The following is a 20,870-nucleotide window of genomic DNA, read 5'->3' as shown; positions in this document are numbered from 1 at the left end:
TAGTATTAGGAGGTTAATGCTTTGTTTTTATGGGGTTTGGTTGTTGGTTAATGTCGGTTTATCTGTAAGATGTTTTTTTGTTGTGCTTATTGATCTTTAAGAAAAATGGTCCCTATACCTAATTGGTTTACAAGAAGAAGTTTTTTAAGTAATAGTTTTGTGGCATGAGTAAATTGAAAGTGGTAATAGCAGAGGATCACGATGTCGTTGTTAAAGGTTATATGGCCCTTATAAACTTAATGGATGATGTAACCATATCCAAGGTATTTACTACCGGAGTTGATTTGGTTAAGTATTGTAAGGATCATTCGTTTGATATTTTGATTTTGGATTTAGAAATGCCTCGTTTTGATGGGATTCAAGTCTTGGAGTATTTGAAAAAAAATAAAATTGAAATTAAAGTATTGGTTTCTTCTGCACATTATAGTAATGAGTTCATTGAAGAAATGAAGTCTAGGTATAATGTGAAAGGTTTTTTAACCAAAGCAGGATGTCATGATGACTTGGGAAAAGCAATTATAAATATATCTCACGGAGGTAACTATTTTCCTTCTATTTCTTCAATTACAGAAGAAAGTCAATATTTGAAGGATAAGATGTTGGCTCAACAGTTATCAGATAGAGAGCTAGAGCTTTTGCCTATGATCGAATTTTATAGTTATAAAGAGATAGCTTATGAAAAAGGAATTAGTTTAAGTTCAGTAAAGACTTATTTCAGGAGAGTTCGTGAGAAGTTAGGATTAAACGACAATTTAGAGCTAATCAAATTATTAACAGGAGGCAAGAAGTAGCTAATTAAAGCTGTGAACTAGTATGCTTTCGTATCTTTATAGGTTGAATTTATACCTTATAATGATGAAAAAGTTAGTATTACTATTGTTTGCTGTTAGTTTAGTTTTTATTTCTTGTACAGATAATACAGCAGAGCATGAAGCGTTATTGGAAGCAAAACAAGCAATCGACAAAGGGGGAGACATTAACCCAGGAGGAGGGACGCCCCAGACATCGGATTCAGACGACGATTAGGAAAGTGTTGACTTACATAGTGTTAATTTTTTGTGCAACCTCATTTTACTTACACAAGTTTATAGAACCTTACGGGGAAGATATATTACTCGCAGAAAAGAAGTATGAAGAGGCCAAGAGAAGGAATACTATTGCCTTAAATAAGGTTAAAAAATTAGCTTTAGGAACTCAGGAATATGAAAATTATAAGATAGCCAATTCTGATAAGAAGAAGACTCATAGTTTGTTTGTAAAAAAGATTGAAAATAATAAGTTCCTTGTTTTTAGTTCTTTTCAGCATTTTTTAGAACGGTTTGGATTGATTTCTTGTGTGTTCTTTTATGCTATATATAACCTCATTAAATCGTTTATGAGGGAGCGATTTAATGTTGGAGCTAAGCTTGTGCATACTTTTATGTTATCTGTTTGTTTCAACTATTTTTTTTGGATTTTCCAAAGTTTTCAAGACTTAACCAAAGCTAGTTATGTGTTTGTAACGATATTATCTGCAATATTGATGTTTCTAGCAATTCATTTTATAACTAAGTATAAGCAGGATAGAATTTACAAGCTTCGTATGCAAATGTATGATATAGCCAAGGTTGCTCTCAGAAATTCTAGACCTGAGAAGCTTGACGAAACCTTCAAAATCTTGAAGGAAATAGCAAACGATAAGTAGATTTAAATGAAAAAACCGTCTCGATAAGTTGTAGAGAACAAAAAATCCTATAAATTTGTAGAGTGTCTTATTAAAAAAATTGCTGTTCAACGCCCCTGTTGAGCAGAGTATCGAATTGTTAAATAATAATTAATAACTAAAAGTAAACCTAATTACTAAAGCTACATTAATGCCGTAACTTTACCTTTTTAAATTTAAAATAAGGTAGATTATGAAAAAATTGTTAGTGGTGTTAGCCGTGGTTAGTATTGGTTCATTTTGTAGTTGTACAGACAACTCATTAGAAGAAATTGAAAGAAATGGACAGGCACAAAATCGCACAGAATTTAAGATCGATCCTGAGAAGGATTGCCCGCAGAATGACAGGAATTGTAACGGGGTTCCTGACGACCAAGAGTAGTATTTATCTGACATTTTTGGTCTTTATAGGGACTACTTCGAGATTTATACATGTAATTTTCAATGTAAATGATATCAAGGGCATATTTGGATATTCATATATGTCCTCTTTTTTGAACGCATTAGGCATCAATCTATCATTGTTGTGCTCGGCGTTATTTATAAAGTATTTAGTAAGTAAGGTTCAAGAAGATATTAGGCCTTTGGTTAATCTAGGGGCTAATATGTACCTTTATGTAGCCTGTTACTTTATGATCAACTTATTTATTCCAAAAAAAGTTTTATTCGGTACACCTGATTTTCCTTGGTTTTATTATTGGGGAAGTATGTTGGTGTTATCAGTGCTTTCAGGCAGATTGTTTGCCTTGATTCAGAATGCAATACTTTTCTCCGAAGAAAAATTAAAGTCGCTAATAAGGGACTTGTTTGACTTTATTCTTTTGGATGTTCAAGAAAATGACATGATCAAAGAAGAAAAGAAACTTCTTTATAAAGATAAATCAATTGAACTACTTAAAAATGCGTTAGATAATGAGTGAGAAGATGTCGTATAGAGAGAAGATAAAACGATCTGGGTATTTATCGGATGAAGTAAAGAATAAGGAAGAAATAGCAAAAGATTTAGAAGAACGAACGAATGAAGAAGTAAAGAGACAAAATGAGCTCATTGATACTCATAAATGTGAAATATCATCAATGGGAAGAGTAGAGGTAATGAGTGTGGATTTTGAATTGGTCCAAAGCTTTTGTTAACTCATTAAAGATAGCGCCTGTAATAGGGCGCTTTTTTTTATAGCTAATTTTCTATTCGTTTAAAATTATAGTTTTTCCCTACTTTTATTACGGTTTTCCGTAATTGTAATAACTCTTTCATCTTTATATTTACGAACTAGTAAAGTTATATTGATATACAAATACATCGATTACAAACTAAACAAGCTGTATAACGACGTATTTTATGCGTATATAAACAAGTTAGCTGTAATACAAAACGACACTCGTAATTGAAGAAACGAACAGATAATAAATGACAAAACCATTAAAGAAGAATTCACTTAAGGAAAATGCATTATCTGCCATTGGAGAATTCTTATACGAAGAAAACTTCACAAGAAAGCCTGAATTAAAAGAAGGTATCTTAGAACTTATTAATCTAATATCAGATTATTATGAGGAAGGAGAAAGACTTTACCCTGAAATACTTATAGTTACTGATTGGGATTATTTTAAATCAATTTCTAATAGAGAGATAATAATAAATACGACAGAACTTGCTTCTTCCGAATTTTCTAAAATTCTAAAATTATGTGCACCATTAGCAGTTGGTAATTGGAATATTGTTATCGAAATAAAAGATAAAAGTTTAAAATATGGACTTATCGATTCTGAAATAATTGAGACTAGTCCATCACTTTATGAACAAACTGTTGGAAAACTTGGTGTTGTTCAAGATGAATACTCTTTAGCTTATATTCGAAATATTGGCTCTAAAACCGTTGAATTAATTGGACAACAAAGTAGGCTAGTAATCTCTTTGGACTTAATCGAATATAATCTAGAAGAAAATGATGATATTCAAAATATATGTGAAGATATAACATCTTCCTGCAATGAAGATATTCAAGAGACTGTCCATACGTTTATAAGCAAAACTCTGAACGAAGCAATTAGAATTGGACACGGAAACCTAATAGCCGTAGTTAAAGATAATGAAGAAACTATAAATACAGTCAAAACTAGATTTAATGACTGTATTTATTTAGAAAACCCTATCAACTTTCAAGAATTTATACAGAATTGTGAAGTTGAAAAATCAAATGACACATCTGTTAATCTTATTTCACATAGTAGAATATTAATTTCTATGTTAAATCACGATGGAATAACAATTTTAACAGATACTGCAAAGATAATTGGTTATCATATGTTTATCCCCAAAATTGATGGCGATATAGATATAAATGGAGGAGCAAGAACAAGAGCTTTTCAATCAATGATTAATTCTCAGAACTTTTCTGCTTGTATGTATAAATCACAAGACGGAAAATCGAAATATTGGAAAAAAGATGAGTAAGGATATAATATTATGGAAAGGAACTGATGGAGAAATCATTCCTGTAAATAAAAGTGAGGCAATAGAAATTGTTCCATATGCTATCAGTCTATCACCGAAACAGCAGACCCACATTGTGAATGCTTTTAATATGGAAGCCTTTGATATGGCTGCTGAATTTGCTTGGAAAAAGGCAATGACAAAACTAAAAGAAACACTTTCAACACTTGGGATGAAGTTTATAGGAGAACTTTTAAACCGAGAAGATATTGATGAGTATTCTACTGTTGATACATCACTTACTGATTATTCTACTATTAATTTAGCAGAACAATTAGGTGTAATTAGCTCAACAGCTGCACTTAAACTTAGACAAGCTAACGAACTAATTACTCATTACTTTTCATCATCTAGTGTTGAAGAGTTAGATAAATTGTCTGCGATGTCCATTGTTAAATCAAGCATTCAGTATATTTTATCGGAAGACAATATTTCAATAGCCTTAGAGTTTTCGAATTTTAGGGACAGACTTTTGAATGAAAGTCTTAGCATAAGTGATGCTCAAATAGACCAAGTTATAAATAGCCCAGTTTTTTATTTAAAAACCGTTTTAACAATCTTAACATCAGCTATAAAAAGTGAACAAGGTGCCAAACTAGAGAATTCACTTTCCAATCTGAATTTAATTTTACCTCATATCTGGAGTAAGATTACAGAAAACGATAAGTGGAATGTAGGTACAACATATAGAGATGCTACTGCATCAGGCAATACAATTGCATCATCAGGTGTTAAGAATGCTTTACTTAAGGTTAAAGGTTTTGATTATGTTCCTGAAAATTTACGCTCTGTAACATTTAAAAAAGCAGCGAAAGTAGTTGTTGAAACGCATTTTGCCTATAATAATTTCTATAATGAGCCATCAGCAATAAGAAGACTTGCAAATTTAGGTTCTACTATCCCTTCACCTGCTTTGTTAGATTGCTTTCAAGCATATTTAGTAGTTTATTTTGGAAATAGGTATGGTACTTCAACTGTAGCCGCTAATATTTCTGAAGAAAAACTATCTGAAATATCAAAAGATAGGTGGAAGTACTATTTTGAAAGAGGAATTCAAAATGATGAAATTATTTTGAACAAGCTAAGTTCTGGAATTGGAATCACAAAATTCAAAAACTTCATTGAAAGAAATGACCTTTCAGACTTTAAAGAAATGCCTAAATTAAATCAAGATTTGTTTGATGCTATTTTAAAAACTAAAGGGAAAAGAATTAAAGGTATAGCGGAAAAAATGTTTAAAAATATAAAACCTAATTAACAGTACTACAGCTAACAAAGTATATAGTGCATGGCTTTCTAACGTCAGCCACGACACCATATACAGAACGTTGCCACACATTTAAGAAAACTCACGAATGAAAAGAGAAAAATGGACATCATTGAATATGGAGCTTCGAAGTTTTGTCATTGCTCGTTTATTAAGATTGGAGCAAACATCAAGTAGTTTAATCCGAAGTATATTAAGAATCTCTTCTGACAATTTAAAAACTTTAGGTAATAAATCAAGTGCGCTATCCTTTAAATCCAAAATAGATTTATTATTCGATTTAGAGGAAATAGATAATACAGAATATAAACATCTGATAAAACTAATGGAAATTAGAAATCAGTTCGCCCATAATCACAATGCTACATCTTTTGAATCACTCGATGAAATAAATCCCGAATTAAACAAATATCTGCTAAAACATAAACCTGAAGATACACCTGAAACCTATTCAAGCGAAGATGTATTGAAATATTCATTCCATAAATTATTTTCAATTGTATGTGGTTCATTATTAGTGACGGAAATAGAATATATCGACGGGATACAAGAAGAGTTTAAAGCTCATATAAATAATAAGCTTGTTGAAAATATTGAAGCAATATGGAACGAATCAATAGCTTATAATAAAGAAAGGACTCAAAATACACTTTTAGCAACAATGCCAAGACCATTCGAAGAAGATTTACATATGTTCAGGTTAGCTTTTCGAGTAAAAAGAGCCGAATTTTTTAAAAACGAATTGGACAATTTAAAAGAAAACGAAAAAGCAGTTTTTAAAAAGAAACTACTTACAGAAGAAAAATTAAAACGGTTAGAAGAAGAGGAATAAAAAAACGTGTGGCAACAACGTGTATAATACATAGCTAATATGTCCTAAAACGAAAGGTTTGTGCTTATTTGCGAAGACCGCCAAATTTTTAAATTTGGCTTTTAAGATTGATAAGTTAAAAAGAAAATATAAAAATTCGGCTCTGTGTTTATCCGAAAAGTTAGCGTCTTTTTACACGCTACGTTTCATACACAAGTCCGTTGTAGTGCATTCCCGAAAAAATGATATGAATAAATATTCTCCTTATTGGATTTTAAATCCTCTAAAAAATGACCTGAGCATTAGAAATCACGGAAATTGGAATTTTTATACATCCAAAGAAGTAATTGATGGCATATCTCCATTAAAAGATCTAGGAGATAAGTTTTATCAAATTTCACATGGTCATGTAAGTCTTTATGACCATTGTTTATGGATTTTTAATGATTCAGAATTTGATATTGAAAATAGTATTAAAATTGCAAGAATTTTAAAATCTGTTTCAGAAACATTCTGCAATTCTCTCCTCTCTCAAACGGGAATTATTGTAACACATGAAAATGGAAATACAACGAAACAACCTGCGACTCCTAAATATTACGAATCAATTGGTGGTGAGAATATAACAAACGAGAAACTTTTAAGAATCATAAACATTACTGAAAGTATTTACCGAAAAAACTTAACTGAATATTTGGCTATTTTCGAATATTTAAGAGAAATTAAAAAATCAAGTACTTTTATAAGTGAATTAGCTTTATGGTCTTTCATTGAACAACATTGGATTGAAAACATTAATAGTAAAAATAGATTAGCTGAAAGTTTAAAAAATCTTGGAACAAAAGTATATGAGAGAAAAGAACCTGTTTATGTATCATTTAAAAACAACCTAAAAGAGCTTATTGAAAGTATCGGTGGAAATAAGAGTAATGTATCGGATTTGAGAAATTCTCTAGCTCACGGAGCTTACTTTAAACAACAAAAAATTTGGACTGAAAATCAATGGGATTTATTTTTCAAAGTTCACAAATTTTTATTTGAAATGACATTATTAGGACTTGAAAAAGAAATAATTGAAGCTAGAATTGAATAACAAAACGCACTACAACACCACCTAAACTGCATTAAAACGCAGCTTAGCCGAACCGTTAGTAAAATATATCATCTTACCACAAGACACCTGTTTCGAGGTGTTTTTTATGTCAAAAATTTAAAATTAGAGCAACAGTACGACGATGTATGTCTTATTCAAAAATCAATAGGGGTTTGTCTCTTCAAAATTAGCAATTTCTGGAGGCGTGTTTATAAAGGTTAGCAAACTCAACTTACCTTCTTCCTACAAGTTTGGAGACGTCGATAGTTCCATCTCCTTTTTGAGCTTCTTTAATTAATTTGATCGCTTCGATAACGAAAGTGTTGTAGAATACAGGCTTTTCCTTTAATAAGTCCATGTTTTGAGCTGCTGCCAAAGCAAACTCATCGACGTTTACTTCTATGTTTCCTACTTTGATTGTGTTTGTGCTATTTCCTTGCTCAAATAACGTTTGACCTTCATTTTCTTCAAGTAAAGGAGATCCTTCACCTGTTTCCAACCAATCTATGTTGGCGTTAGGTATAATTTTAGTTATACTATATTTAAATTTATCTGATATTTCCCCTTTTCTTATAAGGATACTTATATAGTTAGGTGCAACTTCCGCCAATTCAGCGAATTTCTTATTTGTGTAACCGCTTGATTTTATAAGGGTTTTTAACCTTTGACCAACTTCAGACATAAAAAATATAAAAAAAAGTATAATAAATTATTGTTTACATATAACAAAAGTTATATATTTGTATCATCAACAACAACAAAGATATAAAAAATTATGAAGGCAATTGCAATTATTTCAAAACTAGAGGAGCTCAAAAAGTTAAACATGAGAGTTGCAAGTCAAGGTTTAAAAATTACGATTGCCGGAGAAACTTCGTTTGTACAGTCTTTAGATGAATTAATCGAGGCCGTAAAGAATGTTGACACTACAAATCTTTACCGCTTCAATTTCAAATCTTCTGATTTCATGTTTTTGTCGGTTGCTGTTGATGTAGAGTATTTAACTGAGAGAGAAGCTAAGTATCCATTAAAGTTGGTTAGGATAGCAAGGAATTTGAAGGCGTTGAGGCTCAGTGATTATGAAAGATCAGATGTTAGCAAGACTTATCAATTTTATTCAGAATTGAAACTGAAACTTGATAAGAGGCTTGAAGTGTTGAGGAATGATGAAATGGAGATAGTCAACTTGCTAGCATCTTAATCTAAGGAACTGAAACTAACTTAAAACATTATACAAATGAAACTTAAAGCCAACAACTTCACAGGGATTTTACCAAACGGAAATAGGTATCGAATTACTTCTCAATTATCTACCCATTCTTTTACGGGAGAAAAGAAGTTGAAATTGCTATTGCAGGAATTCATTTTAGACGGATGGTTTTCACAGAGTGATTACACAGTAGTTGAGTACTACTACGAAGATAAGACTGATTACAAGACAGCTTTAAGAAGCGCTTTAATCGAAATGGAGGAGAAACTAGGTGTTCAATTATTAAAGGCTGATTTGGCCAAAGTAGCTTAATGGAGAAAATAGAAAACATAAAACGATTGTGGTTAGAGATTGAAAACAAAACGGATTTCATGTTGAAAGCATCAAAGTATTTCAATCGTAAACCGAATACACTAAGAACTCATTGGTTTTGTGGAGCGGGATTCTGGTCAGTGCCAGAGGACAAGGAAGACAAGGTAATAGAGTTCATGCAAAAGTATATCAAGATTCAAAACGGAATATTAGCAGAATAGAACTTCAAAAAGTAGTGATTTTTTTAAAAGACACGCAAAAAAGATAAGGGAGGTTTACTACTTCCTCCATTAAAGAAAAAATTAAAGAGAAACGGATTTGTTGTTGAGCTCTTACTGAGTTTAGGGGACCATTCAAGGTAAGAGTAGTTTGTTGTTTGTAATTCGTGTTTTTCTCATGTTCTGGGAGGCGTTCCCAATGATCGCCTCCCTTTAACAAAAATTAATCAAGAGCCATGTATACAGAGATTAAACAAGATACTATTATTATCTCGAGAGACATTTTTGAAGCTTATACGCGACAGGTAGCTGAGTTTGCGAGCAAAACAGCTATTGAAGAGTACAGAAAAGCTCAGGAGGTTGAAAATGAAAACAAAAAAAAGAAAGAAATTCTTTCAGCCAAAGAAGTATCCAGGATAATGAAAGTATCGGTTCCAACAGTTATTAATTGGATTACTAGAGGAATTAATCAAGGTAGGATCAAATTACAGGCATCTAGAAAGAATAAAAGAGATTATCAAGTAACCCGATTCGATTTAGAGGAATTTAGAGATAGGAAACAAAGCCTCTCAGTCTAATCACAACCCTAAAAAATAATGAATGAGTACTCAAGTTACTTCAATGAAAATGGAGTTGATGTATCGCAAAGAATTAAGGACAAAATCACTGAGTTAATAATTGGAACTGATGTTGAAACAGAACTCGGAGCTTATGAAAAAGCTAAAAAGAGGTGCACTTATTATTATTCAATCTTTTCGGATTGTTTAAAAACAAACAGGAGGGTTCATGTAGGTTTCGGGATTCCGAAATAAAAAAATCCCCGTTCGCCAAAACGGGGGTTTTAACTCCAAATCATTAGAAATTAAATTGAAGTCAAACTAACTTAAAAGACAAAATTATGGAAAAAAAACCGAACGGTCTTGTAGCATTTAATCGCTATTTGACAAACGACAAAACAAGCGACTATTTATCGCAGGTTTTAGGAAGCAGAAAGGAAACCTTTGTAACTAACTGTGTTTCTCTAGTGAGTAATAACGCTTCTCTTCAAGATTGCGCTCCCAACACGGTAATGTATTCCGCTATTAAGGCAACTTCACTTGGTTTGCCTTTGGATAACAATCTTGGATTCGCATATGTATTGCCTTATCGAAATAACAAAACCAATACTCTAGAAGCGCAATTCCAATTAGGATATAAAGGATTCATTCAATTAGCATTAAGAAGTGGTCAATACAGAACAATTAATGTGTCAGATGTAAGAGAAGGAGAACTTAAAAGCATAGATAGATTAGTTGGAGCAATGGAGTTTGAATGGATTGAAGATTCAAAAAGAAAAAATTTAAAGATTGGCGGTTATGTTTCTTACATAAGGTTAAATAACGGTTTTGAAAAGGCCTTGTACATGAGTGTTGAAGATTTGAAGAAACACGGGCAGAAGTACTCAAAGTCTTATGATAAGAGCTATTCAAATTGGAAGCAAATGTTTGAAGCGATGGCGGCTAAAACCGTTATCAAGCAACTTCTATCAAAATTCGCTCCTTTAAGTATTCAGATGCAGGAAGCTGTTAAGTATGACCAAGCAGTTATTAGAGGAGAAGATAAATTTGAATACATAGATGCTCCAGAAACTATTGATATTGAAGCGGAAAGTGTTGAGGAGGAAAATAGCAGGATAGAAGGATTTATCCAGCGAGCCAATTCAATGGAGAAGCTTGAAGAAGTTAAAAACTCACTTGACAAAGAGCAATTAGGGTTATTTGATGCCCAGATCACCGAGGCAGAAAACAGAATTCTTTTTAACCAAGAAACACAGCAGTAATTATGTTCGAAAATTATAAATTCCGTCCACACTCAGTAGTTAATATCATGGGAGGTGTTCCAAAACCTTTGACTCCTAGACAGCAGGCAACCCATGACTCACTTCTTGAAAGATACAATAATCCAGGAGCGAAACCTTTGACGGTTACTCAGCTTGGAACCTTAGGTTCTCTCATCGAGAAAAAGAACGCAAAATGCACTTTAACCGATGGAGCAAAAAAATATCTTGAGCAACTAGTGTACGAGCATTTAACAAAGAGAAGCTCAAAGATTAAAGCAAAGTACCTGGATAAGGGTATTCAAAAGGAGGATAAGTCATTTACTACTTATTCAAATGTAATTGACAAGCTCTTAATCAAAAACAAGGTTCGTAAACAAAACGATTTTTTCAATGGGGAGTGTGATAATGCCCAGTCTAAAATTCGCGATATGAAGACTTCTTGGTCTTACGAGAGTTTTCCTTTGACAGATACAGCAATTAAGAATAAGGCCTATGAATGGCAATTGGATTGTTACATGGATTTATGGGAATTAAAGGAAGCTGAGTTGGTTTACGTTTTGGTTGACACCCCAACAAGATTGTTAAACGATGAGTTAAAGCGCCTTGATTGGAAACATAACGTGTATGACCAAGAAGGAAATATCAAGGACGATATTGGAAGAGATTTAGTAGTTGAAACGGTATGTAACCACATCTTCACAGAGAAGGGCTTAGAGGCCTTTTGTCAAGAGTCTTCATTACAAGTGCAATTGGATTGGTTTAAAGGTGTATTCGTTGAGATTCCCGAAGAAATGAGAGTAAAAGTATTTCATCATTCTTATTGCTCTGTAAGAAATAGCCAATTAAAGGAAATGGTAAAGTTAGCCAGAGAGTACATGAATACTGTTTTAATGAGTATTCCAGAGAATCAAAAGAAGTTAGTTGAATTAAAATCTATTCAAAAAGTAGCATAAGATGATTAGCACAAAGCCTAAAGCATGTAAAGGGATCAACAACGCCAAAGATTTTGAAGGGTGTGGTGAAGTTGTAATGTATCGAAGATACGGGCTTTGTGCTTCATGTATTGTCAAATGGAATTTATCTACTGAAGAAGGTAAGAGGGATTTACAGAAAAGGAAAGTAGCGAATAAGACTCGCGAGATCAAAGAGAATAAAGTAAAGACAAAGTCTGCATTTGAAAAAGAGCTCCAGATATTGGTTAACGGTATCGCTCGATTATTAGATGAAAAGCATGGGTGTATAAGTTGTGGACATGGTAATACAGGGAAGTTCACAAGAGAGGCTCATGGAGGGCATAAAAAAAGCGTTGGGAGTAATTCAACATTGAGATTCCATCTTGACAACATTCATAAGCAATGCAAAGAGTGCAATGTTGATTTGGGAGGGAATCCAGAAGGGTATTACAACGGTTTAATTACTCGATACGGTCAAAATTATACTGATTACGTCGAAACTTTATCAAGTAGATATAAGATCATCAAATTGTCAAAAGAAGAGCTTAAAGAGGCTATTTCGAAGGCAAGGAGAATAATAAGAGGTATTCAAAACGGAGAGGAGTTTACGAGAGAAGGAGTTAATGAGGTTTTGGGTATTTACAAGGATAGTGGCGGAATTGGTAGACGCTCCACTCTAACTAGTGGAATTGGTTCCGATCGTGACGGACAATCATAATTGGTCTATGACAAATGCAGGTTCGAGTCCTGCCTATCCACAAATTTTAAGTTTTGTTTTTAGTTAGTTGTTTCTCGCCCGCCCTGAGCGATATCAGGGCATTTTTTAAAAAGAGTAAATGGAAGTAGTAGGAATTGTAAGTGAGGTGATAGATAAGAGCAAAGCTCCTTTTAAAAAAGCTCTAGTAGTATTGGACGTAACCTTGATCAATGGGACGGTAAATGAATCAGAGAACAAGAAGTTCGTACTAGAATTTAGAAAACACATGGCTGACGTGGCAAAGGCATTGCGTTTCGGAGACGAGATTAAAGCAAATTGCTACTCAGATTTTAAGCAAGACAAACATTCTAACTGTTACAACAATATTGTAGCTCAGAAGGCTGAAAGGGTATGACATTATCAACAACTATAGAAGAAATGACGATGCTCCAGGAGTATCAAAAAAACTTAGAATTATTCATTTCTCAGGTAGTTGATAGTGCAAGTATTGAAGAAGTCAAAATTCCCTTATTAAAAAGGGAGTTAGAGCGGTTAGAATTTGAAATAAGTAACAACTTAAACGGCGACAGCACATCGTACGCAACTGTCAAGTTTAATTCAAAGATGAATGATGAAATCAAATACAAAAGAAGCGTATTATTTCAGTCATGATAGCAATGCTCGAAACGATGAGAAGATTCTCGCCATTCGAATGAGGCATAAGACTGAAGGGTATGGAGTGTATTTTATGATTTTGGAACGATTAAGAGAATGCAAAGAAAATATGAGCATCAAAGATTATAATGTTTTAGCCTTTGATTTTCGTGTGAGTGCAGACTTAGTTAAATCTGTTGTTGAAGATTTTGGGCTATTTGTTTTTACCGAAGACGGTAAGCACTTCTATTCCGAGAGAATGCAACGCAATATGAAGATTGTTCAGAGTAAATCAGAGAAAGCACGACAGGCAGTAAAAAAGCGATGGGAAAAACAAAAAAAGGATACTGATGAAAAACCTATTAAACACGATGGTAATACGGATTTAATACTAACGTATAACGATAGTAATACAATAAAACAAAAGGAAATAAAAAGAAATAAAACTAAAGAAGATGAAGAAGAAGTCAAAGATTCGTCGTCGACATCGACTTCGATTTCAGATTCTCTTTTTCCAATTGAAACCTTAAAAACCGAATATCTCCAGAACGAGAGACTTTGCAATGCGGTAATTTCCAACAAGCAAAACAAAATTCGGGATTTAAGCGAATTGAAAACCAAATTAACGGAATTCGTTTCGGAGCTTGAACAGCGCGGGCATTTCTCAAAGAAAAAGGAGGATTTTCAAACCCATTTTAGAAGCTGGGCGCGTAAGCGTTTTGAGCAGCAATCAGAAGCAAAAGTCATGAATATTAACCAAAGAATACCGTTAACACGATGAGTCAGGAACAACCAGAAACAGTGATTTTATTGCCACAGGCATTAGAGCTTGAGGAGGCGGTATTAGGAGCAATGCTAGTAGATCGCTCGGCAATTGAGGAGACAATTGAGGTTTTGACAACCAAGGTTTTTTACAAGCGGGAACACCAGTTGATTTTCAATGCTATTCGTGAGGTTTATATCGAATCAGAGAGAGTTGATATGCTTACAATAAGCCAATATTTGAAGGCTAAAGGAGATCATGAAAAGGCGGGAGGTGATTTGAAAATTATCGAATTAACTCAAAAAGTAGCCACTGGGGCCCATGTCGATTTTCATTCAAAAATTCTTTTGCAGAAGTTCATTCAAAGGGAAATTATAGCAGTTTCGAATGATTTAAACAGAAAGGCTTACGAAGAAGGAGTTGATGCCTTAGAGCTCATTGACAAGGCTTACAATAAGCTGAATACCCTAAGTGACTCAACCATTAAACCGAGAGAGGTGAGTTTTGGAAGTGTATTGGAAGAAGTTAGAGATAAGGCTTTGAAAATATACCGCAATGAGATAACTCCAGGTCTTCCAACTCCAATTGTGTTGTTGACTTCGGTATCGGGAGGATGGAGAAATGGAGAGCTTATTATTTTGGCGGCTCGTCCCGGGATGGGTAAAACGGCTTTTGCTTTAAAATCTGCCCTTCAAACTGCTAAGAATAATATTCCAACCGCTTTTTTTTGCTTGGAAATGAGTAAGGAAACTTTGGTTTCTAGAGTCGCTTCAATGGAAACAAAAATTCCAATCAAGAAATTCAATAAAGACGGACTCTCGCCTGAGGACGATGCTATTTTCGTCCAGTATCAAAGAGTTCTTGAAGGTTTGCCAATTGAAATCGATGATACTGCCGATCTATCAATTGAGCAATTTCAAATCAAAGCAAAAAGGCTAAAAAACAAAAAGGGAGTTAAGATAATTTTTGTCGATTACCTGCAGTTGATGTCCTCAAAGGGAAGCGGAAACCGAGAGCAAGAGATTTCTAAAATTTCCAGAGGGTTAAAGAAAGTGGCCAAGGAATTGGAACTTCCCGTAATAGCGCTTTCTCAGTTGTCGCGATCGGTTGAAACTCGTGGCGGAAGTAAGCGCCCTTTACTCTCAGATTTACGTGAATCTGGGGCTATCGAACAGGATGCTGATGTAGTGGGTTTTCTTTACCGCCCAGAGTATTACGGATTGACAGAATGGGACGACGACGATGATTATGGACCATGCGCGGGACAAGCTGAATGTATTATAGCGAAAAATCGTAACGGAAGTTTAAGCAGAGTCCGAATGAAATTTGAAGGAGAGTACACTTTATTTTCTGATCTCCAATCAGATGTTGAAAGAGAGCAGGAGAGGGAAACTGTCCGAGAAATTCCACCAGAAGAAAGTCCTCAGTTCATCCCAGGTATTGACCCCAAAGACGCCTTTTGATTATGAAGCTATTTGAGAATATATCGGAAGCGATGAGTTTATGTTTGAAAAATGGTGTGAAAATCTTTCCCGTTGTAAGCGGGAATGGAATGCAAATCCAAGTCAACAATAACGGTTCCAAGTACACTTATTCAACCATGTATTTCAACTCCAAAGGAATTAATGAGGATATCAGAGAAAAGTACCTGTATTACGCTAAAAGAATCAAATCAGACCTAAAGAAGTTCAAGAAGAAAAACAAAGAAAAATGAAAATCATAAAATCAAATCAAAGATTAACCCTAGAGGATAAAATGACCAGTTTAAGAACTGTTTCGATATCCGTGTTGGCTTACATTTTCGGCTATGCTGTAAAATTAGGGTTCTTGTTTTCCGATGTTCTTCAAAGCGTAATAGCACATGAATATTTAAGATTTCCGACATCATTCATCATTGGTTCAGCATTAAGTACAGGTTTACTTATCGTTTCAGTCAACGAAATAAACAAATGGGTTCCTTACGTAATAGCGACCATGGATGCCGTAGTTCTTCTCTTAGTATTTGGTGTATTTGAAAAGGAAAGCCCGAGTGAAATCTTTGTGATAGTTTTTCTAAGTTGCTTCATGGCCTATGTAGGTTTCAACCTCATTAGCGTATTTGTAACCAGATATAGCAAAGAGAAAGCTTCCCATGAGCGAACCATTACCGAACTTGAGCGAGTCATTAGCGAAAAAGAGCGAAGGCGAAGCGAAATAGAGCGGGAGATCACCGAAAAGGAGCGAGAGATTAGCGAACTCATGAGCTTGCAATGTCCCAAATGCGAACGTCAATTCAAGACCAAAAATGCTCTAAACGCACACGTCGGAAAGTGCGATAAATAAAACAAAATTCACAAAACAATTACAAATTACATTTAACCGCGTAAGGGGTTTTATGACACCCTCCTTACGCCTCATTCAAGCAAATTATGAAAACAAAAATGACTTACTCAGATTTAATTGAGAAGCTCGGTAAGATTGTAGATGAAGGAGAAATGCTTCTTCGTATTGAAGGAGATGTCATTTACATCGATAAAGATGAATTTTATTTAAAACAGATCAATAAAATTCAAAGGGTATTACAATTGTATGGAGAATGCGAATGGTGGATTAAACCATCTACAACGTTGAAAGATGGTGTTATGTACAAAATATACATTCTAACATATCTGTAGTTATTTTCTCCTTTTTTTAGCTAAGTAAATTGCAAGGTAACAAAGGGATATAGCAATAAAACTAAATACAAAAACAGGTGGCTTATTAGCCAAAATAATTATCAAATTCATGGATCAAAAGTAAGTAAAAATAACTGTAATTAAACGAATATGAAAACATTTAACGATTTAGAATTTAAACCACATCACATTGGAAATGGAGTTCAAGCTGTGATGAATTTCAAAAATGACTACGGGGTTTCCGTTGTAAGGTTCAAAGGAAGTTACGGTTACCCTAACCTATGGGAGTTAGCTGTATTGCATAAAGGTGGTTTAACATATGATACACCTATTACAGATGATGTAATAGGGCATCTTTCAGAGGCAGAAGTATCTGAAATTATGAAGAAAGTACAAAAACTAAAATAATTGTAGGTTTAGTTTTCTTCATTTATGTATGTCATTCCTAATGCTATTACTATAGAGCAAGCTAAAGAGATAAATATAGTAGAATAAGTTAAAACAAGGATTAAAGAAACTAATAATAAAAGCATCATTAAGAACCTAAAATTTTTTTTCATAGTGAATTGTTTGTTTGAGTTTCAAAATTAGCAAAAACAAAATAAAGCAAAAGAGTAGGTTCTCCGATACCTAAAAAAACGGAAAAGTTCTTTGACATAATTGTGGTAAGAAAGATATAATTATCCGTCCAATAAACGTTTATATACGTATATAAACGCTTAATTTTTTCAACTAAAACGCAAGAAATAAAAAACCGATTAATATTACATTTATCAATGGTAGCCTGTGTTTTCAAAGGATAATTTTTTTTTCAACTATTTAAATAATTACATTTGAAAGCGAAATATGCGCAATTACGTATATCCACTAGTTAGCAAATATTAATAAATGACCGAAAAAGAATTTATTGAAATTGATAAGAAAAAGGACGATTTACACTATAATTTTTTTGTTTTCTTTGCAGTTATAACAATTATTAAACATCTTTTATTTGATGAAAAATTAATTGGAGGTGATATTAGATATGATATATTCATTCTTTGGGTGCCTATAATTTTAGGAATAGCCACTCTGGGTATTTATCAACGAAAAAATCTTATTTATGTTTTTAGAGTTAATGACACTTTAATTAATAAACTAATGTATTTCGGATTTGTTTTAGTAATTGCTACAATGTTTTCTTTCTTATCATTTCACACAATTGCTGATTTTGCTTTCCAAATTATTAATAAAAATGAAATAGAAAAAACAGAATTTAAAATTGTTGATTTTGAAATTGACTCTTATAATGAAGAAAAAGGAGGCAGAACCCAAATTCTCACAGGAGGAAACAAAATATGGTGTGAATATGAAGGGGTTAAAGAAAGTTTTAAAGTAAACAAAGAAATTATTGATTTGCTAAAAGATGATTCAAAAAACTATTTAATTGAAGTAGAATTAAAAAAAGGAATTTGGAATCACTTTATTGTAATTGGTTGGAAGATCAAAAAAAGAAAACATTTGCTAACACCACCTAAACTGCATTAAAACGCAGCTTAGCCAAAACGTTAGAAAACATATCAACTTACCACAAGCACCCTTTATTGAGGTGTTTTTTTATGTCCAAGATTTAGTAAACGAATTATAAAATAAGAGTAGGTTCTCCGACACCTTAAAAACGGAAAAGTTCTTTGACATAATTGTGGTAAGGTTTTTTATATTTGTATAATAGCACTTAAATACATCTTTTAAACACCAATTTGGATGTATAACGATGTATTTTATGCGTATATAAATAAGTTGTAAAACATTTAAGAAAATCAATGAGAAAACAAATAGCATTTATAATTCTATCTTTTTTACTGTGTTCATGTAAAGGGCAAAATGAAAATAAGTATCAAAGTATTGATATAAATTCTCAATTGAAACAGGTAACTAATTATCAAGAACTAAACGATTATCAGAACGCAAATAAGTTGTTGGAGACCTTGATAAGCGAAAATCCGAATAATGCAGAATTATATTTCCGTTTAGCACATTCAAGAACAATTTCTAATCCAAATCTTTTTGAAATTATGAATTTGCTTGAAGAATGCTTAAAAAGAGATCCGCTGAATTATAAAGCACTCTATTTAAAATCTCAAGGACTTATGTTTATGGGAGACTTTAAAGGAGCTTTAGATGTAGAAAAAAGAATTTTAGAGAACTATCCTAATTCGTTTGTTTTAAAAGCTGACATTGCTTCAACATTGTTGTTTAATGGAGATTTTGAGGAAGCTATTGAATTTTCTAAATCAATATTATCAGAAAGTCAGAACATATACGAAAAAGAAAGGCTAATTAGAGTACAGATATATGCCAACTATTTTATAGACAATATTGAGGATGTCAAAACGGGAAAAGACAAATTAAAACAGTTAGGCTTAGAAACTGACTATTTACAGAATCTTATTGACAGTAAGGAACTGAAATTTGAGAAATTTGCTGTTGGAAAAAATGTTGGAAATAAACCTTGTTCACTAAATGAATTGAACATTATGTTTCCAAAAAAGAATTAAAAAAACGTTTTACAACACGGTGTATAAAACATAGCTAATAAATGCTAAACCGAAAGGTTTATGTATATTTAGAAAGTCCGCCAAATTTTTAATTTGGCTTTTAAAAAGAGAAAAATTAAAAACAAAATATAAAAATTCGGCTCTGTGTTAACCCGAAAAGTTAGTGTCTTTTTACACGCTACGTTTCATACACAAGACCGTTAGGCACAAGGTTGGAACAGGAAAACGGATAAGCAAATACGGAATTTGGATAAATCGAACAAATATGATGACTATAACTTTGCATTATAATTTATAAAACTATTAAAATGTTCGGAAAACAAATTTCAGATTTAATGATTAAACCTGGGAAATCACCTGTGTTTGAAACACCAGAAAAATACGGACTTGAATACGTAGATGTTAATTATAAAACCTCTGATGGAGTTACTTTATCAGGTTGGTTAATTAAAGGCGGAAACGAAAAAGTAATTATTCAATCACATTTTGGAGTTCAATGTTCGCGTTGCGGATTTACACAAGAAGGTAAAGGAATGATGAAAAACGCACTTTGGACAAGCGACATTCACTTTCTCGACCAAGCCAAATATTTAGTTGAAAACGGATTTTCTATGCTTATGTTCGATATGAGAAATCACGGAAACAGCGAACAAACCGATTGGGTTTCTTGGGGATTAAAAGAACGAAAGGATATTGTTGCTTCAATCAAATTTGTTTCAGAACACGAAGAATACAAAAACGCTTCAATCGGATTACTTTCAATTTGTATGGGGCAAGGTGCAACAACTTTTGCGTTTGGAATGGAAGAAGAAATGAAAAAGTTTAAGAATTTAAAAGCAATGATTTCTGTACAACCATTAACTTATGACTACTTTGTTAAAGCTATGGGGTTACCTAACTTCTTGATTAAATCAGGAAACAAATACAATAAAGAAAAACGTAATGTAGATCTGACAGGTGAAGCTTTTTTGCCTTATGTTAAAGACATATCTGTTCCAACAATGGTAATCCAAAACACTAATGACCCATTGACCAATATGGAAATGGTAAAACAGTATTTCAATGACCTAAACGTAGAAAAAGAAATACTTTGGTTAGATTTAGAAAAAAAGCGAGGAGCTTCTTATGCTTGGTTAGGTAAAAACTCAAAACCAATTTTAGATTGGTACAATAAATATTTATAGAATGAATTTTTTGACTTCAAAATGGTTTTTAATTGTGGCTATTCTTGTTGCAGTAGTTTTGATACTCTACTTTTTAGGTAAAAAATCTGTTCATCACGAAATTTCAATTAATGCTACACCTGAAAAAGTTTGGAAAGTATTAACAGACATGAACGCTTATGACCAATGGAATCCTACAATGAAACTGGTTAATGGTGAGATTAAAGTTGGTAATAAAGTTACTTATCAATTTACGCAAGATGAGAATAATATTAGTGAAATTCCGTCAACTGTAAAGCAAATCATTACAAATAAATTACTAAATCAGTCAGGCGGAATACCTTTGGTTTTAACCTACAACCATAAATACATTTTAGAACCACAAAATGGCGGAACAGAGGTTACAATTCACGAAGATTATAAAGGAATTGGAGTTAATTTCTGGAATCCAAAACCTGTCGAAAAGGCATATGAACGATTAAATGTTGCTTTAAAAAAACGAGTAGAACAAACTTTAGAATAA

At 32.9% G+C, this 20,870-nt stretch carries 29 protein-coding genes and 2 pseudogenes; 30 read left to right on the top strand and 1 reads right to left on the bottom strand.

All coding sequences use genetic code 11. The annotated features are described in order from the left end of the window. Nucleotides 1-164: 164 nt before the first annotated feature. The 9 genes from ACXAG7_RS06405 to ACXAG7_RS06365 all read left to right on the top strand — a co-directional run bounded on the left by ACXAG7_RS06405 (nt 165) and on the right by ACXAG7_RS06365 (nt 7,367). Nucleotides 165-791 carry a response regulator transcription factor gene (locus ACXAG7_RS06405; RefSeq protein ID WP_476666346.1) on the top strand — a complete coding sequence of 209 codons (627 nt, stop codon included), beginning with the start codon at nt 165-167 and terminating at the stop codon, nt 789-791. Nucleotides 792-928: 137 nt separating this feature from the next. After that, on the top strand, nt 929-1,684 hold the full coding sequence (locus ACXAG7_RS06400; RefSeq protein ID WP_476666345.1) for a hypothetical protein: 756 nt from the start codon (nt 929-931) through the stop codon (nt 1,682-1,684). A 211-nt stretch (nt 1,685-1,895) separates the two neighbouring features. Continuing rightward, entirely contained in the window at nt 1,896-2,084 is a 189-nt protein-coding gene (locus tag ACXAG7_RS06395; RefSeq protein WP_476666344.1) for a hypothetical protein, read from the top strand. Between the two features lie 112 nt (nt 2,085-2,196). After that, nucleotides 2,197-2,622, top strand: a complete 426-nt coding sequence (locus ACXAG7_RS06390) for a hypothetical protein (protein ID WP_476666343.1) — start codon at nt 2,197-2,199, stop codon at nt 2,620-2,622. Next, nucleotides 2,615-2,836, top strand: a complete 222-nt coding sequence (locus ACXAG7_RS06385; RefSeq protein WP_476666342.1) for a hypothetical protein — start codon at nt 2,615-2,617, stop codon at nt 2,834-2,836. The genes ACXAG7_RS06390 and ACXAG7_RS06385 overlap by 8 nt, the downstream gene beginning before the upstream one ends. A 274-nt stretch (nt 2,837-3,110) precedes the next feature. Further along, a complete protein-coding gene (locus ACXAG7_RS06380) occupies nt 3,111-4,157 on the top strand; it encodes a hypothetical protein (RefSeq protein WP_476666341.1) in 1,047 nt (348 codons plus the stop codon). Then, nucleotides 4,150-5,454, top strand: coding sequence for a hypothetical protein (locus tag ACXAG7_RS06375; protein ID WP_476666340.1), 1,305 nt, complete (start codon nt 4,150-4,152; stop codon nt 5,452-5,454). The genes ACXAG7_RS06380 and ACXAG7_RS06375 overlap by 8 nt, the downstream gene beginning before the upstream one ends. Before the next feature lie 97 nt (nt 5,455-5,551). Next, nucleotides 5,552-6,295 (top strand): hypothetical protein, encoded by a 744-nt coding sequence (locus tag ACXAG7_RS06370; protein ID WP_476666339.1) that lies wholly within the window; start codon nt 5,552-5,554, stop codon nt 6,293-6,295. A 226-nt stretch (nt 6,296-6,521) separates the two neighbouring features. Further along, nucleotides 6,522-7,367, top strand: a complete 846-nt coding sequence (locus ACXAG7_RS06365; protein ID WP_476666338.1) for a hypothetical protein — start codon at nt 6,522-6,524, stop codon at nt 7,365-7,367. A 232-nt stretch (nt 7,368-7,599) separates the two neighbouring features. On the opposite strand, the gene ACXAG7_RS06360 is transcribed toward ACXAG7_RS06365, so the two are convergent. Beyond that, nucleotides 7,600-8,049: a hypothetical protein gene (locus ACXAG7_RS06360; protein ID WP_476666337.1), complete on the bottom strand. Its 450-nt coding sequence runs from the start codon at nt 8,047-8,049 to the stop codon at nt 7,600-7,602. A 93-nt stretch (nt 8,050-8,142) separates the two neighbouring features. Here ACXAG7_RS06360 and ACXAG7_RS06355 point away from each other — a divergent pair, with 93 nt between their 5' ends. The 21 genes and pseudogenes from ACXAG7_RS06355 (at nt 8,143) to ACXAG7_RS06255 (ending at nt 20,870) form a co-directional block, all read left to right on the top strand. After that, on the top strand, nt 8,143-8,568 hold the full coding sequence (locus ACXAG7_RS06355) for a hypothetical protein (RefSeq protein WP_476666336.1): 426 nt from the start codon (nt 8,143-8,145) through the stop codon (nt 8,566-8,568). A gap of 36 nt (nt 8,569-8,604) precedes the next feature. Further along, nucleotides 8,605-8,889, top strand: coding sequence for a hypothetical protein (locus tag ACXAG7_RS06350; RefSeq protein WP_408044238.1), 285 nt, complete (start codon nt 8,605-8,607; stop codon nt 8,887-8,889). Next, nucleotides 8,889-9,110, top strand: coding sequence for a hypothetical protein (locus ACXAG7_RS06345; protein WP_476666335.1), 222 nt, complete (start codon nt 8,889-8,891; stop codon nt 9,108-9,110). Before ACXAG7_RS06350 ends, ACXAG7_RS06345 begins: the two co-directional genes overlap by 1 nt. Nucleotides 9,111-9,343: 233 nt before the next feature. Then, on the top strand, nt 9,344-9,685 hold the full coding sequence (locus ACXAG7_RS06340) for a helix-turn-helix domain-containing protein (RefSeq protein ID WP_476666334.1): 342 nt from the start codon (nt 9,344-9,346) through the stop codon (nt 9,683-9,685). 18 nt (nt 9,686-9,703) lie between these two features. Continuing rightward, nucleotides 9,704-9,919, top strand: coding sequence for a hypothetical protein (locus ACXAG7_RS06335; RefSeq protein ID WP_476666333.1), 216 nt, complete (start codon nt 9,704-9,706; stop codon nt 9,917-9,919). An 86-nt stretch (nt 9,920-10,005) separates the two neighbouring features. Next, nucleotides 10,006-10,926, top strand: coding sequence for a recombinase RecT (locus tag ACXAG7_RS06330; RefSeq protein WP_476666332.1), 921 nt, complete (start codon nt 10,006-10,008; stop codon nt 10,924-10,926). Nucleotides 10,927-10,928: 2 nt separating this feature from the next. Beyond that, complete coding sequence (locus ACXAG7_RS06325; protein ID WP_476666331.1) at nt 10,929-11,879, top strand: hypothetical protein; 951 nt, start codon at nt 10,929-10,931, stop codon at nt 11,877-11,879. 1 nt (nt 11,880) lies between these two features. After that, nucleotides 11,881-12,459, top strand: a pseudogene (locus ACXAG7_RS06320) (recombination protein NinG); the annotation flags it as partial. 65 nt (nt 12,460-12,524) lie between these two features. After that, nucleotides 12,525-12,637: pseudogene (locus ACXAG7_RS06315) on the top strand. 78 nt (nt 12,638-12,715) lie between these two features. Beyond that, nucleotides 12,716-12,991, top strand: coding sequence for a hypothetical protein (locus tag ACXAG7_RS06310; RefSeq protein WP_476666330.1), 276 nt, complete (start codon nt 12,716-12,718; stop codon nt 12,989-12,991). Then, entirely contained in the window at nt 12,988-13,248 is a 261-nt protein-coding gene (locus ACXAG7_RS06305) for a hypothetical protein (RefSeq protein ID WP_476666329.1), read from the top strand. The genes ACXAG7_RS06310 and ACXAG7_RS06305 overlap by 4 nt, the downstream gene beginning before the upstream one ends. Next, a complete protein-coding gene (locus ACXAG7_RS06300) occupies nt 13,205-14,011 on the top strand; it encodes a Lin1244/Lin1753 domain-containing protein (protein ID WP_476666328.1) in 807 nt (268 codons plus the stop codon). The genes ACXAG7_RS06305 and ACXAG7_RS06300 overlap by 44 nt, the downstream gene beginning before the upstream one ends. Then, the gene (dnaB, locus tag ACXAG7_RS06295; RefSeq protein WP_476666327.1) at nt 14,008-15,456 is read left to right on the top strand and encodes a replicative DNA helicase; all 1,449 of its coding nucleotides are present in this window, start codon (nt 14,008-14,010) and stop codon (nt 15,454-15,456) included. The genes ACXAG7_RS06300 and dnaB overlap by 4 nt, the downstream gene beginning before the upstream one ends. A 2-nt stretch (nt 15,457-15,458) precedes the next feature. Continuing rightward, the gene (locus tag ACXAG7_RS06290) at nt 15,459-15,707 is read left to right on the top strand and encodes a hypothetical protein (RefSeq protein WP_408044228.1); all 249 of its coding nucleotides are present in this window, start codon (nt 15,459-15,461) and stop codon (nt 15,705-15,707) included. Continuing rightward, a complete protein-coding gene (locus ACXAG7_RS06285) occupies nt 15,704-16,315 on the top strand; it encodes a hypothetical protein (protein WP_476666326.1) in 612 nt (203 codons plus the stop codon). The genes ACXAG7_RS06290 and ACXAG7_RS06285 overlap by 4 nt, the downstream gene beginning before the upstream one ends. 86 nt (nt 16,316-16,401) lie before the next feature. Continuing rightward, nucleotides 16,402-16,647 carry a hypothetical protein gene (locus tag ACXAG7_RS06280; RefSeq protein ID WP_476666325.1) on the top strand — a complete coding sequence of 82 codons (246 nt, stop codon included), beginning with the start codon at nt 16,402-16,404 and terminating at the stop codon, nt 16,645-16,647. A gap of 150 nt (nt 16,648-16,797) precedes the next feature. Further along, complete coding sequence (locus ACXAG7_RS06275; protein WP_476666324.1) at nt 16,798-17,055, top strand: hypothetical protein; 258 nt, start codon at nt 16,798-16,800, stop codon at nt 17,053-17,055. A 480-nt stretch (nt 17,056-17,535) separates the two neighbouring features. Then, the gene (locus ACXAG7_RS06270; protein ID WP_476666323.1) at nt 17,536-18,174 is read left to right on the top strand and encodes a hypothetical protein; all 639 of its coding nucleotides are present in this window, start codon (nt 17,536-17,538) and stop codon (nt 18,172-18,174) included. 275 nt (nt 18,175-18,449) lie between these two features. Further along, complete coding sequence (locus ACXAG7_RS06265) at nt 18,450-19,184, top strand: tetratricopeptide repeat protein (RefSeq protein WP_476666322.1); 735 nt, start codon at nt 18,450-18,452, stop codon at nt 19,182-19,184. A gap of 308 nt (nt 19,185-19,492) precedes the next feature. Next, nucleotides 19,493-20,368, top strand: coding sequence for an alpha/beta hydrolase (locus ACXAG7_RS06260; RefSeq protein WP_476666321.1), 876 nt, complete (start codon nt 19,493-19,495; stop codon nt 20,366-20,368). 1 nt (nt 20,369) lies between these two features. Further along, complete coding sequence (locus ACXAG7_RS06255; RefSeq protein WP_476666320.1) at nt 20,370-20,870, top strand: SRPBCC family protein; 501 nt, start codon at nt 20,370-20,372, stop codon at nt 20,868-20,870.

It is taken from the genome of Tenacibaculum sp. AWR4_210, assembly GCF_056160945.1.
This window is presented reverse-complemented; position numbering and strand designations above follow the sequence as displayed.

Bases quoted from the DNA above. Each gene is read 5' to 3' on its own strand.
- ACXAG7_RS06305 (WP_476666329.1), top strand. From the start codon at position 12,988: ATGACATTATCAACAACTATAGAAGAAATGACGATGCTCCAGGAGTAT.
- ACXAG7_RS06405 (WP_476666346.1), top strand. From the start codon at position 165: ATGAGTAAATTGAAAGTGGTAATAGCAGAGGATCACGATGTCGTTGTT.
- ACXAG7_RS06350 (WP_408044238.1), top strand. From the start codon at position 8,605: ATGAAACTTAAAGCCAACAACTTCACAGGGATTTTACCAAACGGAAAT.
- ACXAG7_RS06300 (WP_476666328.1), top strand. From the start codon at position 13,205: ATGATGAAATCAAATACAAAAGAAGCGTATTATTTCAGTCATGATAGC.
- ACXAG7_RS06265 (WP_476666322.1), top strand. From the start codon at position 18,450: ATGAGAAAACAAATAGCATTTATAATTCTATCTTTTTTACTGTGTTCA.
- ACXAG7_RS06370 (WP_476666339.1), top strand. From the start codon at position 5,552: ATGAAAAGAGAAAAATGGACATCATTGAATATGGAGCTTCGAAGTTTT.
- ACXAG7_RS06330 (WP_476666332.1), top strand. From the start codon at position 10,006: ATGGAAAAAAAACCGAACGGTCTTGTAGCATTTAATCGCTATTTGACA.
- dnaB (WP_476666327.1), top strand. From the start codon at position 14,008: ATGAGTCAGGAACAACCAGAAACAGTGATTTTATTGCCACAGGCATTA.
- ACXAG7_RS06335 (WP_476666333.1), top strand. From the start codon at position 9,704: ATGAATGAGTACTCAAGTTACTTCAATGAAAATGGAGTTGATGTATCG.
- ACXAG7_RS06360 (WP_476666337.1), bottom strand. From the start codon at position 8,049: ATGTCTGAAGTTGGTCAAAGGTTAAAAACCCTTATAAAATCAAGCGGT.
- ACXAG7_RS06325 (WP_476666331.1), top strand. From the start codon at position 10,929: ATGTTCGAAAATTATAAATTCCGTCCACACTCAGTAGTTAATATCATG.
- ACXAG7_RS06255 (WP_476666320.1), top strand. From the start codon at position 20,370: ATGAATTTTTTGACTTCAAAATGGTTTTTAATTGTGGCTATTCTTGTT.
- ACXAG7_RS06375 (WP_476666340.1), top strand. From the start codon at position 4,150: ATGAGTAAGGATATAATATTATGGAAAGGAACTGATGGAGAAATCATT.
- ACXAG7_RS06400 (WP_476666345.1), top strand. From the start codon at position 929: ATGAAGCGTTATTGGAAGCAAAACAAGCAATCGACAAAGGGGGAGACA.
- ACXAG7_RS06270 (WP_476666323.1), top strand. From the start codon at position 17,536: ATGACCGAAAAAGAATTTATTGAAATTGATAAGAAAAAGGACGATTTA.
- ACXAG7_RS06260 (WP_476666321.1), top strand. From the start codon at position 19,493: ATGTTCGGAAAACAAATTTCAGATTTAATGATTAAACCTGGGAAATCA.
- ACXAG7_RS06280 (WP_476666325.1), top strand. From the start codon at position 16,402: ATGAAAACAAAAATGACTTACTCAGATTTAATTGAGAAGCTCGGTAAG.
- ACXAG7_RS06355 (WP_476666336.1), top strand. From the start codon at position 8,143: ATGAAGGCAATTGCAATTATTTCAAAACTAGAGGAGCTCAAAAAGTTA.
- ACXAG7_RS06290 (WP_408044228.1), top strand. From the start codon at position 15,459: ATGAAGCTATTTGAGAATATATCGGAAGCGATGAGTTTATGTTTGAAA.
- ACXAG7_RS06310 (WP_476666330.1), top strand. From the start codon at position 12,716: ATGGAAGTAGTAGGAATTGTAAGTGAGGTGATAGATAAGAGCAAAGCT.
- ACXAG7_RS06345 (WP_476666335.1), top strand. From the start codon at position 8,889: ATGGAGAAAATAGAAAACATAAAACGATTGTGGTTAGAGATTGAAAAC.
- ACXAG7_RS06395 (WP_476666344.1), top strand. From the start codon at position 1,896: ATGAAAAAATTGTTAGTGGTGTTAGCCGTGGTTAGTATTGGTTCATTT.
- ACXAG7_RS06365 (WP_476666338.1), top strand. From the start codon at position 6,522: ATGAATAAATATTCTCCTTATTGGATTTTAAATCCTCTAAAAAATGAC.
- ACXAG7_RS06380 (WP_476666341.1), top strand. From the start codon at position 3,111: ATGACAAAACCATTAAAGAAGAATTCACTTAAGGAAAATGCATTATCT.
- ACXAG7_RS06285 (WP_476666326.1), top strand. From the start codon at position 15,704: ATGAAAATCATAAAATCAAATCAAAGATTAACCCTAGAGGATAAAATG.
- ACXAG7_RS06340 (WP_476666334.1), top strand. From the start codon at position 9,344: ATGTATACAGAGATTAAACAAGATACTATTATTATCTCGAGAGACATT.
- ACXAG7_RS06275 (WP_476666324.1), top strand. From the start codon at position 16,798: ATGAAAACATTTAACGATTTAGAATTTAAACCACATCACATTGGAAAT.
- ACXAG7_RS06385 (WP_476666342.1), top strand. From the start codon at position 2,615: ATGAGTGAGAAGATGTCGTATAGAGAGAAGATAAAACGATCTGGGTAT.